Origin of the sequence: Paenibacillus sp. MMO-58 (genome assembly GCF_037146255.1) — a bacterium.
Taxonomy (GTDB): Bacteria; Bacillota; Bacilli; order Paenibacillales; family Paenibacillaceae; genus Pristimantibacillus.
This window is the reverse complement of record NZ_JBBCVY010000001.1, coordinates 186,247-204,314: the sequence shown is the minus strand read 5'-3', so window position 1 is coordinate 204,314 and position 18,068 is coordinate 186,247. Positions and strand designations below refer to the sequence as shown.

Below are 18,068 nucleotides of genomic sequence, written 5' to 3'. Positions count from 1 at the left end.
AGAAGGGTTCTCCATGCGCCAGTCCGGTAAAATTTGTCCTTTATTTCATTTGCTCTAAAATTTCATAGATAACTTTCGCGCTTTCCAGACGTGTTGCATTCGCTTGCGGAGCGAATTGGCCATTCTCGCGGCCGGTCATGATGCCAAGCGCATTCGCCTTTTCAATGGCTTCTTGGGCCCAATCGCTGATCTTGCCCCCATCCGTGTACGAAACGTCGCCGGAGCTGGAAATAGCGGAACCTGTCTTGTACTCGAGAGCGCGAATGATCAGAACGGCCATTTCCTCGCGGCTAATCCGTTTGTCCGGCTGGAAGCTGTCCGCGGTAATGCCCGTTACGATTCCCGCCTGAACGGCTGCCGCCACGGCATCCGCATACCAGCTGCCCGCCTTCACGTCTTTGAACTTCGAGGCCGCCGATGCGGAGCCGCTTAGACCAAGCGCTCTTGCGAGCAAGGTCACGAATTCCGCCCGTGTCGTAGACTGGTTGGCTCCAAACTTGCTGTCGCTGATGCCATTTACGATTCCGCGGAACGAGAGCTCCTGTACGTAATCGTAAGCCCAGTTGCTGGAAGACACGTCGCTGTAAGGCTTGTTATATTCCAGAACGATATACTTGCCCGGTTGATCAACGGACGCCGTAAAGCTGCCGTTCGCGTATTCGCCGCCGATCCAGACCGAATTGCCGCTCTCGTCGATGCGGTAGATGCCCGCGAGCTTGACATTGTTAATCGCATCGGCCTTCCATTCAATCTTGACCGGGCTTGGCAGCGTTCCGATAGTGGTCAGACTGCCGGATTTGCTAAGCTCGCCGAAGGAAAGCTGCAAGGCCGCGCCTTTCGCTTCCATATTCGCTTTGCGGTTCGCTCCATCGGCCGCTTCTGCCTGGTCGATCGTACTCTGCGCGATTTTGTCCAGCTTGATAACGAGCTGACTGCCATCGCTCAGCTTACCGCCGAGAGACTGCAGAACCGCAGCCGGAATGGTAACCATAACGTTGCTGCCGGTATCGACCTTTACTTCGCGATTGCCGATTTTGGCCAGCGTATCTTTGCTAAGAGCGATTGCGCTGTCACCCGTATCCGGCTTCAGTGTCACTTCTCCCGCTGCAGGGATCGCATTCGGGGAGATAACCGTTATATCCGGACTAGGATCCGGATTCGACGGAGTGCCCGGATTCGTTGGATTCGTTGGCGGTACCGTCGTGCCACCCGTCGAGAAGCTCCATATATCCGAAATCGAGCTGTCGCCGTTTATGTCCGTGGCCGTTGCATACCAATTGTATAGGGTGTTGCCTGCCAGATTCGGCCAGCTTGCGGTTGCCTTGCCGCCGCTTGCCACGTTCTTCTGACTGCCTATTTCCTTGCTGCCGTAGACGTTTACGCCGATAAAATCAGTCGCAACCTGCTTGCTTGGATCTTGCGTTTTGTAAGGCAACAGGAAGTCGTCCTTGCCTTCTTCCTCGAAGAAATTGCTGTCGTTCATGTAAGCCGAATACGTCGTCACGTGGATCTGTTCAGCTGCCAGATTAAACTCCAGAAATCTCATATAGCCTTGTCCGCCTTGCGGGCCGGACTGGTAATCCGCCAGCATCTCGATAACGACGCGGTCGCTGTTCTCGACATGCTTAACGTTGTAGGCAACGCCATGCAAATGTCCGCAAAGCACCATTTTTACATTCTCATTCTTCGCTACGATTTCGTTCCAGATCATCTCGCCTTGACCGGAATAGGCGCCCGTCGGGGAAATATATTCATGGGTACCGATAATGACGTAACGGTCCGGGTACTTCTTCAGCACGTCGTTTGCCCATTTCACCGTGCTTTCCTGAATGTTCCAGCCTAGGTACATGATCAGGAAATCCTGTCCCTTAACCGAGATCAGGTCGTAGTGGTCGCGGTTGTTGTTCTGGTCGTCGCCGTAATACGGCTGATCCTTGAACCGCTCGCGGCCAAAGTACTTCCAATATTCCGTGTAGTTGGATTCATCATGATTGACGTCATGGTTGCCCGTAACGACGCCATACGGAATGCCCGCATCCTCCAGACGCTTCATACTGTCGCTTGCAACCTTCCACTCGTCCGGACGGTTGAAGTCATCGACCAAATCGCCTGTATGAATGAGATAGGCAATCTTTTTCTCGTCCTTCATGTCCGCTACGTATTTCATTTCTTTGTCGTAAATTTCCGGATAAGAATCGGAATAATATTGCGTGTCGCTCGCCCATGCGAAGCTGAAGTCGACTCCGTCTTCGACAGCCGGCACCAGATCCTGGACAAGCACGTGAACTGTTTTGTCTCTAACCATATCCTGAGCGCTGACCTTCGCCTTCAATTCGAAGTCTTCGGCTCCAACGCCAGATGCGGCTCTTACCCACTTATTCGTATTGTAATTCCATGTATACAGGGTCACTTGACGGTCGGGCAGCGAATGCCCTTTCCAGACTACTTCTACGTTTGCGATATCGTCAGGCTCTTGATCAAGCTTGAAGTCGTAACGCTGGTACGGGAACAGGCCGTCCGCGTCGGTCACGAAATAACTGCCGTCAGCCGCTTTTACCTGACTAACCGCTTCCGCGGAGATTGCCGTTTCGCCAGCCGGCGTCAACTCAAGCGGAGGTTCACGGTCCGTCGAATTGGAATAACCTTCAATGTCCGTACGATTGCTGTAGTTGTAACGGTAAGCTTCACGGAAGCTGACATCCATTGCGTCCCCGTTCGGATCGCTTACCTTTACGCTAAGCTGCGCGTTAGTTCCAACGTTAGTTGCGTTATTTCCAGGCGTTGGCTCGAAGGATTGACTTGGTGTCTCGTCTGCGACACTGAAAGTCGCGGAACGAACCGCAGCGTTACCGGCTTTATCCGTAACCGTAACGCGGAAGACATGGTCGCCGGCAGACAGCGCGGATGCTTTTACTTGACCTGGCAGCGTTACGGCTTCACCATCCAAGGTAGCCGTCGTTGAGCCGATACCGGTGGCTGCGTCCGCTGCTTTGACGTTCAACGCAATATTGCCGCTGTAGGTTTCGCCGTCTTTAACCGAGAATTCCTCAAACACCGGTAGGGTGTTGTCGACGATTGCCTTTACGCTTGCTTTTGTTCCCGCTTCGGCGTCGGACACCTCAAAGACGTGTTCGCCGTCGGAGAGCGTTGTTGTATCCAACGTCGCCGCATTGCCTTGGAACAGCGATTCGGGCAGATTGACGGTCAGCTCGAGATATTCGAAATATCCGGCGCTGTCGCCGACCTTTTGCCGTTTGGCCGGATCAACAACCGTAAATTGGTCTTTGTCAAGCACCTTGCCTCTGGCGGTAATTGCTGCTTGCCCTCCATTGCCAAGCAAGAACTTGATGTTCTCAATCTTGAAGTCATCGTTATTGCCTTCCGTGCCAAGCGGATCAAGCTTGTTGCCCGCCGTCACGAGCAGCACATTGCTGCCCGGCTTCAGCAGACTTTTGGGTACGGTTGCGACATGAGGCGCAAGGTAGGATACGTTAGGGAACGTCGATACCAGCTGTCCGTTCACGTATAAGCCGTCGTTAAAGCTCTTCTCCATATTGTCGGCATTAAACGTCAGATAAGCATTGTCATTTAACGCCTTCTCGCTATCCAGTGTTTGACCGTCCACTTTCAAGCTTAATGCGCGTCCTGCGTCAAGAGCGTTGCCTTGAATGCGGGTATTGCCTTTCAGGAAGCTGCTTGGAGCAACATCAAGCCACAGCTTGCTTTTTGGTTCAAACGCAACCGAGTAAAGAGCCGCGCCGCCATCCGTCGAACGGGAAAGGTTCTGACCGTCCGTCGTTTCGATGTAATAGTCGAGAGCGTCAGCACCGAGGATTTTATCCATGGCGATCGTACCGCTGTACTCGCTTGGATTTGTTAAGGAACGAAGCATATTAGCTTCCAGGTAAACGGAATCGCCTTTCTTTTTGAAAAAGAGAGTCGCCCGGTCTACTTTGATATCATCCACGATTGTTGCCGTAACGTTCAGTCTGCCAAAAGGCTGTTTGCCTGCGGGAGCCGTATAAGAGATCTCCGGCTTTGTCGTGTCCTCGGGAACCTCTAGCGGAATTTCGGGCACCTGTCCTTCAACGATTACGCCCGGCGTAGCCGTCTGACCGGCAGATCGCTCGAACATCCGATTCAGGAATTGCGGATTCGGATCGCCTTTCGGATATTCGTAAACAACGCTTTTTCCGTCGTCATTCACTTCGTCCTTGCCAACGTTATACCAAGCCTGCGAAATGGCGCCGCCCCAATGGCCAACCCAATCCGCGGCATCCGGAGCGATCAGAATACGTCCCTCGCTTGTATTGTCCATCCCGATCGAATAAAGAGAGGTCAATTGTCCGCTTGTCAGATTTACGGGCGAACCCGTCACCGAGCTCCAATGCGCATTGAAATCCGCCGGCGTCTTGTCTAGGCTCAGGTCGGACTTGAGCCAGATAACCGCCGCTTGCTTCGAAGGCAGAGTAAAGTCCTCCGTTAAATCCCACCTGATTGTCGCGCCGTGGGAAAATTCGTAATAGATCGTATAGTCCTTCAGATTAACGGATCGACCCGTGTTATTGTACACTTCGATGTATTCGTACATATCGCTGCCCTTATCGTCCGGAACAAGCTCCGTAATGAGAAGAGCATGAGCAGCATCGGTCACCGAGTGGAAAATCCGCACTTCAAACGGTTTGCCGGAGAAAGGGTTCTTTCTCGTATGAAGACCGTCCGTCGCCTCGATATAGTAATAGAGGTATTCGGCATCCTCGCTCATTGCTTCTTTCGGAATAACGCCGCTATAGCGGTCTTCCGCACCCGCGGTCATATTGACGGAGCTGTAATCCGCATCCTTATCCGTCTTGAAGTAAAGCTTGGCGCCTTGAACGGTGCCAGCCGCACTCGTAATGACGGCAGAGATCGGAATATCCTTAACCAAAGTGGAGCCAGCTACCTGCGCGTGCTCGATACTCGGGGAAAGCTGATCGGCAACCAAAGAACCAGGCGTTGGCGCAACCTTGCTTCCTACCTTCTCCATCAGCTTCGTTTTTTGACCATCCACCTTGTAGATCACGGCCGTATTGTTCAGGTCGTCGCAATTGGTCGCCGCTTCCGCCGGACAACCGTCGTTATACTTGGCCGATACGATTGTTTCGACCGTCTCGCCGGTCTTCTTCACGATCGATACCGTATGCTCATTGGTGTTGATCAGATTGCCGGACGGGTGATTAAACGAGACGATATCGTTGTCGGTTAGCGATACGTTATAGGCTCCGTTGAACTTGTCCATCGAGCCGTTTTGTTCGTCGCTGTAATAAGCGCGCACGACCATCGTCTGTCCTGGCTGGATCGTCTTATTGTCTCTGAACGTCCATTCGTACGCTAACGCAGAACCGTTAAAATACTGAATTTGGTAATCATTCAGCGCAAGCGGCTCACTGCTGTTGTTATAAATCTCGAAGTATTCCCACGCATTTACGTCCCCGCTGCCAATATTCGGGGTGTTGAACACGATTTCCGAGATAAGCAGAACCGGTGGCTGCCCCGGCTCTTCCGGCTGCTCGGCTTGTTTGATCTGCAGCTCGTAGAAGCTGTCGGCTGCGGACGGGCTTCTTGTCGTGCCGGCAGAGTTCGTTGCTTCGATATAGTACTCGATCTTGCTTGTCCCTTGCATCACGCTTGCAGGGATGACGCCGGTTAGCGAATGAACGGCATCCTTGACGTTGATGTCTACGGACGTATAAGCCGTATCTTCGGCTTTCTTATAATAAAGCTTCGCGGAGCTCAAACTACCGTCGCTGCTCACGTCGGCTGTCACGGAGAAATTTTGCGGTTCGATTGGTGCCGTTGCCGGAATATGCGTTAATACTGGAGGCGTCGTCGCCGGAACGCCCGTATCCATAACCGGTTGACCCGCAATCAGGGTTCCCGGCGTTGGCGCTTGCTTGGATGCCAGCTTGGTCATCACCGTTGTTCCGCTAAGCGGATTATAGGCGAAAACGATACTTTTTCCGTTGCTGTCATCGATGTTGTTGGAAGAGTTGATGAGCGGAGCCCCCGCGGCATCTACATCGTTATACCTAGCGGAAATAACCGTTTCTTTGTTTGAAGCACGTTTGACCGATACTGTCTGCGTACCGGTATTGGGAAGATTTCCTCCGCTGGATTGATCCATATAGGCGATTTGAGTCTCCGTCAGTTCGGTGTGGTATACCGAGTTAAAAGACGCAAGCGTGTTATGGTCAGCTGCTGTAGTGGGATCGGAGGCATTGCTTTGACCTTTTACAACGACCGTCTGATGAGGCTCAAGCAAGCGGCCGGCTTCAAGGGGATACTCGTAATGAGCGCCGCCATTATAGCTGTCGCGGGTAATCATGTAGTCACTCAGCGAAATCGCGGCGTCGCTGTTATTGTACAGCTCGACATATTCCCAAGCGTTATCATCCGTACCGCTTCCGCCCGGAGGCGTATAGTTCGGAGAGTTGGCCACGATTTCCGTAATCAATAACTCCGGTCCGAGCTGCAACGCCTCCGCGTTAGCCGTCCCGGATGCGCCAATCGGCAAGCCCGTTACGACAAGCGCTACCGTCATCGTTCCAGCGATAAACCGACGCCGCGCTTGTTTGAACAACCTGTTCATTCCTCACACACTCCACTTCTATTAAGATTGCTGCTGCCTAATTCACAGACAGTGTAATCTAGCGGATGGAGAATGCCTATTCACATTTCATTCGATAGCATACAGCTCTTTAGAATAAAAGGCGGATTTCCGAAAAGTCAGTACTTCCTGCATATTATCTAAAATCGGGTCTATCATTTTTTTGACATTTAGATAACATTAGCTTAACTTCCAACTCACTCTATGGAAGTAATATGAATAAATGGACAAATACAACTGGAAAGCAGGGTGCCTTTCATGAGAATGTCTATGAAGAAAGGGCCTTCTCACAGCTACAGAAAGCTAGGTTCGAATTCATCCCGGTTCTCCGCCCTAACTCGCTTGGAATGCTTAAACCGTTTAAGAAATATTAACGGAAATTTGAGTGCGGATTGGAGCAACCGGCTGCCAGCCAACCTTAGCTGTCATGTTGTGCTCTTTCATTTTCGATTTTCCAAAGAAGCTTGCCCCAAGGATGAACAACCGTATATCCTGAATAGCGTTGCCGAATTCCTCCATAACCGGATCAGCGAAAAGTTTGACGACACCGACACGTTCCAGATTGAGACCAATTGCGTGGTCACGGTTTTCTATGGAGGTATCCGCGAAAAAATCGCCTCTTTCATGCGTACTTTAAAACCGCTATTGAAACGGGAGAATATCCGCTGCTCGATCACTATAGCCGTCGGCACGCAAAAAGTTAGTTATCATGATCTTGGCGCTGCCTATCAGGAAGTACAGCAAATGACCACGCAAGCGAATCTAACCGAGGACATACAATTCATTGACAAGCTGCAGACTCCCCCTCCCATGCTGTTAGGCCCAAAACACGAGCAAGCTCTTAGCTCGGTTATGCAATCCGGCAATGCCGAAAGCGCCATACAGCTGGTGTCCCAATTCATTGACCTATTTGTCAAAACCGGAGCTTCGGCTCAAGCCTATCAACACTTAGCTGCTCTTATGGCTTCCAAGGTGTGGGTGAATTTGGAGCCGCTGCACTTAAAAGCCGATGCCGTCGAAAATGTCTATTCGATTATTAAGCAATTGAAGGAATGCGGAACCGCACAGGATTATTTGGATACGTTTACACAGCTTATGGAATGTGTCGCCTCCTACATCAATGACGCGCAAGACCGGCAGGATCCAATCGCAGCCTTAATTATGGATATTTTGCACACCCGCTACTCACAGGATCTGTCGCTTGCCTACCTAGCCCAATTGCTAAGCATGTCTCCCGCGTATTTGTCCGTTTATATTAAAGAAAAAACCGGGGCCAACTTCAGCGATCATCTGAACGAGATCCGCATCCGCAAAGCTAAGGAGCTACTCGTCGTTACCGAGATGTCTATCCATGACATCAGCGTACACGTCGGATATGAGAACATAACGTCCTTCAACCGGATGTTCAAAAAGCAGCTCGGGATGTCGCCCGGCGAATACCGAAAGCAGCAAATTTCTCAAATTCATAAGGTTTATTAAACAAAAAAGGCAGTGTCTCAGGTGCTTTACCTAAGAGACTGCCTTTTTCTCATCTTAACGGAGGAGATCTGAAATCTCCGGATCTTGTTTCAACACGCGTAGAATAACCGTTAAGGCTTCCGCCCTTGTAAGGTTATCGTTCGGCGCGAACAGGTTCTTGCCTTTTCCCTGAATAATCCCGGCATAAGCGGCTTCCTCAATGATCTTGTTAGCCCAATGCTCGGCTGTAACATCATCGAAGCTATTGCCAGACTTGTTTTCTTGCATAATGAATATTTTTGAGATCATAGCAATCATCTCGGCGCGCGTAATCTTATCATCGGGGCGGAACGTTCCATCCGAATAACCATTGATCACTCCAAAGGAAGCAAGAATTTGAATGGACTCTCGCGCCCAAGAATTCTGGGTATCTCCGAACGTGGTTGTTCCCGTTCCAAGGCGCAGGGCAAATGCTTTCGCGATAAGTGTACTGAACTCGGCCCTCGTAATAGAGGAATCCGGTTTAAAGCTGCCATCCGGATAACCGTTGATTATGCCTAACTTCGCAGCAAGTGAAATATCCTTAGAGGCCCAATGGGATACCGTGTCCTGGAACGATGTGGATTTCCCGGCGTTTAAGGCGTCTTTTATAGAAGCTTTGAGACGGTTAGTATCAACGAAATCATAATATATTTTCTGAGCCGGAGTAGTTACAGGCTGCGAAACGGTGATTCCTTTTACCGTTACGCTTATAGCTGCCGATCGGGTTCCGTAGACGGCGGTGATTACTGTGCTGCCTGCCAGAAGACCTGTAATTGTCCCGTTTGAAACGCTGGCGATTGCAGGATTTTGAACAGACCAAGATACGTTTGAAGTCACATCCGCCTGGGTCAGATCCGAATACTTGGCTGTAATGGCCGTAGTCGCCGTTTGCCCCGCCAGAACGCTTACTGCACTCGTACTAGCGCTTAAGCTGCTTAATGCGATCAAGGTAATGCTCTTCGTTACACTGTTGCTGTTGCTTGTTCCATCGTTTACGGTGAAGCTAACCGTGCGAGCCGCGGTATCCGGAGTTGCGGCTATATTGTTGTAGGTCACCGCGCGTAAAGCGTTCTGCCATTGGGACAAAGTTGCTGCAGCTCCCGCCGAAGTCATCGTCAACTCGCCGCTCGTGCTCGAATAACTGGCCGTAATATTGCCGTATGCCGCCGCATTATCGTTGGCGAATGCCAGTACATCCTCCTGGGCGCTGAAATGGCTCGAGACGGTAACCGTTGCGCTTGCCAGCGTCGCGTTGTCCAAATCGTTTATCGTCAGACCGCTGTCAATCGCGACCGGAGTTGGAACTGCAAGATCACCGGACCTAAAAATGGTCGAGCCGTTGCTTGCGGTCAGGATCGGCGTTTGGTTTGTTGCCGTCACCGTAACGGTCCTCGTTGTTGTATTGCTGGTATTGCCCGCCCCGTCAATCGCGGCGAAGCTGATTGTACGCGTTGCCGTATTTGGCGTTATGGCCGTATCCGTATAGGTAACGGAACGCAAGGCGCTTTGCCACTGGGCCAAGGCTGCCGTTGCGCCCGCAGACGTCAGTGTCATTACGCCCGTGGCTGCATTGTAACTGGCCGAAATATTTCCCATAGTCGCCCCGTCGTTGATAAAGCCCAGAAGATCCTCCCCCGAATGGAAATTGCCCGTGATGGCCACGGTCGCGCTTTCAAGCGTAGCGCTGACTCCATCCGTGACCGTTATACCGGAATCGATAGCAACCGCTGTCGAGCCCGTGTTATCTCCTGCCACGAATGAAGCAGAACCCGGAGTTGCGGTCAAGTTTGGAGGTCCAACGACATTGACGTTTTTCGTAGCGGCCGCGCTGATTTTCATGCCGTCACTCACGATGTAGCTAATGCTGCGGTCCCCTGTCGTAACACTCGTTGACGAAAACGTAACCGAGCTTAAAGCATTTGCCCATTGCGCCACAGTGGACGTTGCGCCTGACGACGTCAGAGTCAGCACGCCCGTGGCTGCATTATAACTCGCAACGATATTGCCGTATGAGGTCGAATTGGTATTTTCAAAAACAAGAGTATCACCGGATTGAAAACCGTTCGAGATAGATACTATCGCACTGGATAAAGTTGTGTTGTCCCGATCGGATACCGTTACACCGGAGTCTATAACAACTGCAGTTGTTCTGGACACGTAAGGTGTCTTACCGCCGGACGTGGTCACAATAGGAGTCTGATCCGTTGCCGTCACCGTAACGGTCCTCGTTGTTGTGTTGCTGGTATTGCCCGCCCCGTCAATAGCGGCGAAGCTAATTGTACGCGTTGCCGTATTTGGCGTTATGGCCGTATTCGTATAAACAACGGAACGCAATGCGCTTTGCCATTGTGCCAATGTAGCTGTTGCGCCCGCAGACGCCAGCGTCAGCAAGCCTGTTGCTGAATTATAACTAGCCGTAGTATTCCCCATAGTTGCTCCGTCGTTGGTAAAAGCCAATACATCTTCCCCGGGTTGGAAGTTACCCGTGATGGCCACGGTCGCGCTTGCAAGCGTAGCACTGATTCCATCGGTTACCGTGAGAGCGGAATCGATAACAACCGGTGTCGAGGTCGTGTTATCTCCGGCTACGAACGAAGCCGAACCGCTGCTTGCGGTTAAATTTGGAGGCCCAATCACATTGACGGTTTTCGTAGAAGCAGCGCTGGTTTTCGTACCATCACTTACCATGTAGCTGATTGTACGGTTCCCCGTCGTCGTACTCCCTGTTGAAAACGTTACCGTGCTTAAAGCATTGGACCATTGCCCCAAAGCAGCCGTTGCGCCTGGGGACACCAGCGTGAGCACGCCTGTTGCCGCGTTATAACTGGCAACAATATTGCCGTATAGGACTGAGCTCGTGTTGACAAAAACAAGAGTATCACCGGTTCGATAACCGTTCGAGATAGATACTGTCGCACTGGACAACGTCGTGTTATCCAGGTCGGATACCGTTACGCCGGAGTCAATAGTTACGGCAGATGTTCCGGATATGTAAGCGGTTGTCCCGCCAGTCGCGGTCACGACCGGCGTCTGGTCCGTCGCTGTTACCGTAACGGTCCTTGTTGTTGTATTGCTGGTATTGCCTGCCCCGTCAATTGCGCCGAAGCTAATTGTACGCGTTGCCGTATTTGGCGCAACGGCTGTATCCGTATAGGTAACGGAACGTAAGGCGCTTTGCCACTGGGCCAAGGCAGCCGTTGCGCCCGCAGACGTCAGTGTCATTACGCCCGTGGCTGCATTGTAACTGGCCGAAATATTCCCCATGGTCGCTCCGTCGTTAATGAAGCCCAGAACATCTTCCCCCGAATGGAAGTTGCCCGTTATGGCCACTGTCGCACTTTCAAGCGTAGCGCTGACTCCATCCGTGACCGTTATGCCGGAGTCGACAATAACCGGCGTAGAGGCCGTGTTGTCTCCGGCCGCGAATGAAGCCGAACCCGAAGTTGCGGTTATGACGGGATCCGCGGCGGCGAATGTGCTGGGCGTCAAATAATTCCCCAGCCCCAATTGAAAGATCAACGCGAGGATAACCAAAAACATCGATTTTCGTGATAAGTTTTTCATGACGGCCTCTGTCCATTTCTGTAATAGTTTAAATAAACTCTATTAATTAGCTCTATTTATTATAACTCCCATTGTCTATATTGGTAATACGTTGGAGCCAAAATATTACTTTTATAAAAACAAAGAAAAACCCTCGATTATAGAAGGTTTTTCTTTGTTTTTACATATTTAATCCAGAAGCGGACGAATCCACCGTGTATAACATATCAACCCTGCGCCCAGTACTACCGCCGTTATTAAGAAGGGCATCCGATAGTCTGCTCCGGCCAAAATCAATCCTGCCAAATAAGCGGCAATAGAAGAACCTACGCTGCGGAAGACGGAACGCATCCCGGCAAAGAGGTTTCTCTCTTTTTCTTTGAGCGCGGACATTAATTTACTGTCTACTAGATTGGAAAGCATGGTCACCCCGCCTCCGCGAATAAGGAACAAGACCGTGAACAGCCATACCGGCATGGACCAGAAAAGAGCGGCGAAAATAACGATGTTGATTAGAAAAACAGAAATAATTGCCGTATGCGGGCCAAACCGCTCCATGATATAAGGTGTAAGTAAAGAACTTACGAAGAGAACAACTCCCGCTATAGCGAGCAGCAGGGATACATTATCGTCCAGCCAATCCAGCCGGTACTTCACGATTACATTCAGGAATGACCCCGTTATCGCAAGCGCCCCGCCTAGCAAAGCCATAAATACGGAGAACAGCCATAGCTTGGAGCTTGGCAGCTTTTTTCTCCAACCGGACACCATCTCACGGTTTCTACTATGATCCAATCTATTCTCCTTAGGAGGAGTGGCGCCACTCTCTGCCGGAAGGATCAAGCCGCGGACAATTCCATGAATGACGAACACCAGGCCGGCTAGAAGCAGGGCAGTCCGATAGCCTTCTCCGCTTGCTGCTTCGCTAGGCAAATAACCTGCGATTAAAGTTCCCGCTCCCGTGAAGGCCGTAAAGACTGCAAACATGAGAGAGAACGCTCGCATCTCATCCCTGCGGGAATTGCAATAATGAAAGAGAAGCTGTACTTCTGTCGTCTCTACCAGCGTTAATCCGATTGAGACTAAAGCTTGGGCCAGGTAGAAGTAAGCAAGCTCGCTAGTAAAGGCGTACAAGACATTGCCTGCCGCAATAAACAAGATGCCGGTAACGAGCAGCTTTTTGCGGCCGTACCGATTGGCAAGCAAGGATACGGGGATAGCCAGTATCCCCATAATCAAGATGCCAACGGATACCAAAGCGCCAACCTGATCTTCCTTTAGCCCTTTGGACAATAAATGCAAATTAAGCACGAGCGAATACAGTCCGATTCCGATACCGTACAAAGACTCGGTCATCAGGAATCGGCGAACGCCTGACGGCAGACGCAATAATCCCCGGAAATAGTCGGACATCTCCTACTCCTTTCCGAGAGTGGAGAGGCCGCGCTTCGCTTCCAATCTCATCTGATGACTGAGTCGCTCCGGAGCGGAATCCTCGGAAAGGTAAGGCTTTAATAGTAACCGGAAACGGAATTCGTCAGGCGTAACCATGCAATCCGGTGCTTGCGCAGGCCCGCAGCTATTGCTGCCAAGACCATTCTGCCGATAATCCAGATTCAGCGTAATGAAGTCGCGGGGAGTAAGATCGCTGGCATGCTTTGCTGCTTCCAGATCCGCATCCGTATATCTTCGAGCGCTGAATTCAAGCGTTGGTTCACCAACGGCAAGCAGCCCGATTCCGCCGCCGTCTGTGATCGACACCCAGCGGACATCCGTACGGTTTCCGTTTTCTTGCGGATAAATATAAGGGGTAAACAGCTCATCCACGGACTTGCTGTATACGCCGAAACGTCCCGCTTCCTTGCTGTCGGAATAATTCTCTCCCGGTCCGCGGCCATACCATTTGACGGTATCCATAGAGGAAGGGAGCTCCATTTGGAGTCCAATCTTAGGAAGCATAACAGGCGGTTTGCCTTCCGGAACCCCGTGAACGTCAATCGTTATTAAACCGGAGCCTGTTACGGAATAGATGGTTTCGCAGCGGAAACCCCAATCATGCACGGGCGGCGCTATGCGGGAGGTCCATCTGATCTGAACGGTCTCGGCGTTTAATCTTTCCCAGCTGCATGCATCGATACGTTCCGTCAGCTTATCGAGATGCGCCTTGCGCCAATCGGGCAGGACATACATGTCGTTATCAATCGGCGCCCGCCAGAAGTTAAGGCGCGGCCCCTTGTTCACAAGCTCCTGACCGTTCATTCGAAGCGAGCTGATGCCGGATTGACGGGAGTCAAAGGCCATTTGGAACAAATCGTTTTTCAGAATAATTTCTCGTCCTTCCCCCGCGCAGGATAAGCTTCGAATAGGCAGATTTACAGCTGCCGCCGAGGAGTTCCTCTCCACAGCTTCAAGCGCAAGCTGCGCCCAAGCGATTTCATGTCCACGCTCTCCCCAGATACAATCCGCCAAAAGAGAAAAACCGATGTTCAACCACCGCTCGGCTTCTGTCTCCAATCGGGTATGCTGTACGTCTATCCGTACAGGAACGAGCAGCTCCACGCTTTCCCCAGGACCAACCGAAGGCAGCACCAGAACACCGCTTTGAACCGTACGTCCGTCTGCAATCACGCTCCAGTCTGCAAGGAGGTGGTCAAGCGATATAAAATCGTACCGGTTCGTAACACGTATACGATGGTTCGATAAATATTCGACCCTTACAGGCTCGATAATCTTCTTGTATTCGATAAGTCCCGGTGAAGGCGTCCGGTCGGGACGAACAAGACCGTCAATAACGAAATTGCTGTTATTCGGTTCATCCCCGTAGTCTCCGCCATAGGCGTAATCGTCTTTTCCGTCAGCCGTCTTCCGGGAGATGCCGTGATCAATCCATTCCCACACGAAGCCGCCCTGCAATCTTCGGTAAGCATCAAAGGTATCGAAATAAGGCTTAAGCCCCCCTGGTCCATTGCCCATCGCATGAGCGAATTCGCATAGGATATGCGGTTTGGGATGATCAACCAGCTGTCCGAAGCCTTCCATTTTCTCCACGGAGGAGTACATCGTGCTCACAACGTCGCATACTTCCGCTTCCCGGTCTTCTTCATAATGGATGAGACGGGTCGGATCAGCCTGCTTGCACCATTCCGACATCGCCCTGAAATTGCAGCCAAAGCCGGACTCGTTGCCAAGCGACCAGAATATGATCGATGGATGGTTCTTATCGCGCTCGACCATGCGGCGGATCCGGTCGACATACGCATCCTGCCAGGCGGGATCATCGCTTAAACGCGAGATGTTGCCAAGCGGCTCGAAGCCATGCGTCTCCAAATCGGTCTCTTCCATGACATATAACCCGTATTCATCGCAAACGTCATAGAACCGGGGGTCATTCGGATAATGCGCCGTTCTGACCGCATTAATGTTATGCTGCTTCATCATAATGACGTCTTGAATCATCGTGGACAGCGTAACCGTACGCCCCGTATCCGGGTGATGGTCATGCCGGTTCACGCCTTTGAGCAAAATGGCTTTGCCGTTCACCAGAAACTGGCCGTCCTTCACCTCAATCTTGCGGAAGCCTACCCGCTGGGCAACCGTCTCCACCACATGGTTATGCTGATCAACTACGCTAATCGCCAAATGATACAGAGCAGGCGCTTCAGCGCTCCATAATAAAGGCTTTGTTACGGGAATCGCGAATTCGGTACAAGCTTGATTCTGGGTTGCCGAACCGATCGGATTAACCGCGGAAGCAACCGGCTTGCCTTCTTGATCCAGCAGATTCAATCTGACTTCCCCTTGCGGGTCGTCTCCCTTCAACTCTACTTTTACGGACAAAATTGCATCGCAATATTGTGCGTCCAGCTCGGTCACGATCCGGTAGTCTGCAATACGAATAGCGGATGGCTCGGAAACCAGATACACGTCCCGGAAAATACCGCTCATATACCACATATCCTGATCTTCCAGGTAGGACCCGTCCGACCATTGATAAACCCGGACAGCCATGCGGTTGATCCCGGCTTTCACATAAGGCGTCAAATCAAACTCCGACGTTAAGCGGCTTCCTTGGCTGTAGCCGACGAACTCACCGTTCACCCAAACATGGAAGGCGCTGTCTACGCCGTCAAACTTGACCGCCAGCTTTCTTCCGTTCCAATCCGGTGGAAGCTCAAACTCCCGCACATAGCTGCCTGTCGGATTATCGTTAGGCACATGAGGAGGATCGACCGGAAACGGATAATAAAGATCCGTATAATGCGGATGGCCGTAGCCCTTTAGCTGCCAGTGACCCGGAACCTGAATCTCGTCCCAGCCGCTCACATCGTAGCTCTCTTCAAAAAAGGCTTCCGGTGCCCACTCAGGCCCTTGCGCATAGTGAAACTTCCATTGGCCGTTTAAGGATTTGAACCAAGGGGAGCTTCCCCTGTCATAGCTTAAAGCGCCTTCTATATCAGAAAAGGGGATGAAATACGCCCGGCTTTCCGCCCGGTTTCGTTCCAGCACCGCCAGATTGTCCCAATCCCGTTCTATTGTCTTGTTTATCATGATGCTTCTCCTCCCGAATCGCAAAGCTCTCTAGTTATTTAATCCCCGTATTTGCGATTCCGCCGACAATATAACGCTGCGCGAAGAAAAATACGGCAAGCGGCGGAATCGAGATCAGACAGGTAATCGCCATAATGGACTGCATATCGACGCCAAACATGCCCTTGAACTGCGACAGTCCAAGCGTAAGCGTATATTTCGACTGATCATTAAGGAAAATAAGCGGTCCCAGGTAATCGTTCCAGCAGTTCATTACTTGGAACACTCCGACGAGAATAAGCGGCGGCCCCATAAGCGGCACGATGATTCTCGCAAGAATGCCAAACTTGTTCGCTCCGTCAATCGTTGCTGCTTCATCCAGTTCACGCGGAAGCGTCAGAATAAATTGTCTGAGCAGGAAGATGAAATAGGCCGACCCGAACCATGATGGAACAATAAGCGGCTTAAGCGTATTGATCCAGCCCAGGTAGTTAAATTCCATGTATTGCGGAATCATCGTAACTTCCCAAGGAATCATCATCGTCGCCAGCACGACAAGAAACAACAGATTACGTCCCTTGAATTCGAATCTTGCAAATCCGTAAGCCACAAGCGTGCAGGATACCAGCTGGCCAATCGTTGTCAACAGCGTCACGATAACCGTGTTTTTCAAAAATAAGTTGAAGGGCTGTATCGTCCAGGCATCCGAGAAGTTGCTGAATTGGAGCGCGGAAGGAATCCATTTAGGCGGAAAAAGATATAGCTCGGGTTGTGACTTAAGCGCCGTGGTCACTGCCCAGAACAGCGGGGCGGCGAACAGCAGCGAGCAGCAGATCAATAACGCATAGATGAATAGCTTTTTCATGCTGTTTTCCCCTTTCCGCCAGCTTTCATTTTCTTCTGCGGCTTGCGCTTCATCTCGCCTTCGTAGAACACCCATGCCTCGGAAGACTTGAAGACCAGGAAGGTCAACGTAAGCACAATAAGGAACATAAACCATGCATTAGCCGCGGAATAACCCATTTTGTAATATTTGAACGCATTCTCGTACATGTACATCGCATAGAAGTAAGTGGCTTTCATCGGCCCGCCGCCCGTCAGCAATAAGGCGAGAGTCAGCTGCTGGAAGGCCGCGATAATGGAAGTAATCAGGTTGAACAGAATGGTCGGGCTAAGCATGGGAACCGTCACGCTGAAGAACTGCCGGATTTTCCCCGCTCCGTCAAGCGAAGCTGATTCATAGAGATCCTTCGGAATTCCCTTCAGCCCCGCGAGAAAGACAAGCATCATGGAGCCTTGTCCCCATAGGCTTGCGACAACCATCGCAACCATGGACCATTTGGTATCATTCAGCCAGTCCGGACCTTGCACGCCAAGGATAGAGAGGAAATAATTCAGGATGCCGTAATCGCCGCTGTATACCCAAGACCAGATCATCGCCAGAGCAACGCCGGAAATGACGGATGGCAGATAAAAGGCGGTTCTAAAAATAGCCGTGCCGCGCGTGTTCTGATTGAGCAGAATCGCAAGCCCTAGCGCGACGATAATGTTGAAAGGAACAAAAAGGGCGGCAAACTTAAGCGTTACGCCAAGCGACTTCCAGAATAACGGATCATCCGTAAACATGGATTTGTAGTTTCCAAGACCAATGAAATGCACCTGGCCTACGATAGGCCAATCAAAAAACGAAATAATAAGCGAGAATAACAACGGGCCTAGCGTGAAAACAAGGAATCCGAAGATCCACGGGAAGATGAAGAGGTAGGGCGCAGCCCCACCCCATCTGCGTTTTCTTCTAGGCGTGAGGCTGGCCGCGTTGTTCCCTGCTGTCTGCGAGTAGGTCTGAGCCATC

At 51.3% G+C, this 18,068-nt stretch carries 7 protein-coding genes; 1 reads left to right on the top strand and 6 read right to left on the bottom strand.

What is annotated here, in order from left to right; genetic code table 11:
• Positions 1 to 40: 40 nt before the first annotated feature.
• Positions 41 to 6,628, bottom strand: a complete 6,588-nt coding sequence (locus tag WFJ73_RS00840) for an S-layer homology domain-containing protein (protein WP_336771072.1) — start codon at positions 6,626 to 6,628, stop codon at positions 41 to 43.
• A 399-nt stretch (positions 6,629 to 7,027) separates the two neighbouring features.
• On the opposite strand from WFJ73_RS00840, the gene WFJ73_RS00835 reads away from it, so the two are divergent.
• On the top strand, positions 7,028 to 8,125 hold the full coding sequence (locus tag WFJ73_RS00835; protein ID WP_336771071.1) for a helix-turn-helix domain-containing protein: 1,098 nt from the start codon (positions 7,028 to 7,030) through the stop codon (positions 8,123 to 8,125).
• A gap of 54 nt (positions 8,126 to 8,179) precedes the next feature.
• On the opposite strand, the gene WFJ73_RS00830 is transcribed toward WFJ73_RS00835, so the two are convergent.
• From WFJ73_RS00830 to WFJ73_RS00810, 5 genes are all read right to left on the bottom strand, one after another.
• Positions 8,180 to 11,710 carry an S-layer homology domain-containing protein gene (locus tag WFJ73_RS00830; RefSeq protein WP_336771070.1) on the bottom strand — a complete coding sequence of 1,177 codons (3,531 nt, stop codon included), beginning with the start codon at positions 11,708 to 11,710 and terminating at the stop codon, positions 8,180 to 8,182.
• 168 nt (positions 11,711 to 11,878) lie between these two features.
• Positions 11,879 to 13,102, bottom strand: a complete 1,224-nt coding sequence (locus WFJ73_RS00825; RefSeq protein WP_336771069.1) for an MFS transporter — start codon at positions 13,100 to 13,102, stop codon at positions 11,879 to 11,881.
• A 3-nt stretch (positions 13,103 to 13,105) separates the two neighbouring features.
• Positions 13,106 to 16,237: a glycoside hydrolase family 2 TIM barrel-domain containing protein gene (locus WFJ73_RS00820; RefSeq protein ID WP_336771068.1), complete on the bottom strand. Its 3,132-nt coding sequence runs from the start codon at positions 16,235 to 16,237 to the stop codon at positions 13,106 to 13,108.
• Between the two features lie 34 nt (positions 16,238 to 16,271).
• Positions 16,272 to 17,081 carry a carbohydrate ABC transporter permease gene (locus tag WFJ73_RS00815; protein WP_336771067.1) on the bottom strand — a complete coding sequence of 270 codons (810 nt, stop codon included), beginning with the start codon at positions 17,079 to 17,081 and terminating at the stop codon, positions 16,272 to 16,274.
• Entirely contained in the window at positions 17,078 to 18,067 is a 990-nt protein-coding gene (locus WFJ73_RS00810) for a carbohydrate ABC transporter permease (RefSeq protein ID WP_336771066.1), read from the bottom strand. Before WFJ73_RS00810 ends, WFJ73_RS00815 begins: the two co-directional genes overlap by 4 nt.
• Position 18,068: the final 1 nt, after the last annotated feature.

Coding starts and splice junctions, on each gene's coding strand:
- WFJ73_RS00840 (WP_336771072.1), bottom strand. CDS start 6,628: ATGAACAGGTTGTTCAAACAAGCGCGGCGTCGGTTTATCGCTGGAACG.
- WFJ73_RS00830 (WP_336771070.1), bottom strand. CDS start 11,710: ATGAAAAACTTATCACGAAAATCGATGTTTTTGGTTATCCTCGCGTTG.
- WFJ73_RS00825 (WP_336771069.1), bottom strand. CDS start 13,102: ATGTCCGACTATTTCCGGGGATTATTGCGTCTGCCGTCAGGCGTTCGC.
- WFJ73_RS00820 (WP_336771068.1), bottom strand. CDS start 16,237: ATGATAAACAAGACAATAGAACGGGATTGGGACAATCTGGCGGTGCTG.
- WFJ73_RS00815 (WP_336771067.1), bottom strand. CDS start 17,081: ATGAAAAAGCTATTCATCTATGCGTTATTGATCTGCTGCTCGCTGCTG.
- WFJ73_RS00810 (WP_336771066.1), bottom strand. CDS start 18,067: ATGGCTCAGACCTACTCGCAGACAGCAGGGAACAACGCGGCCAGCCTC.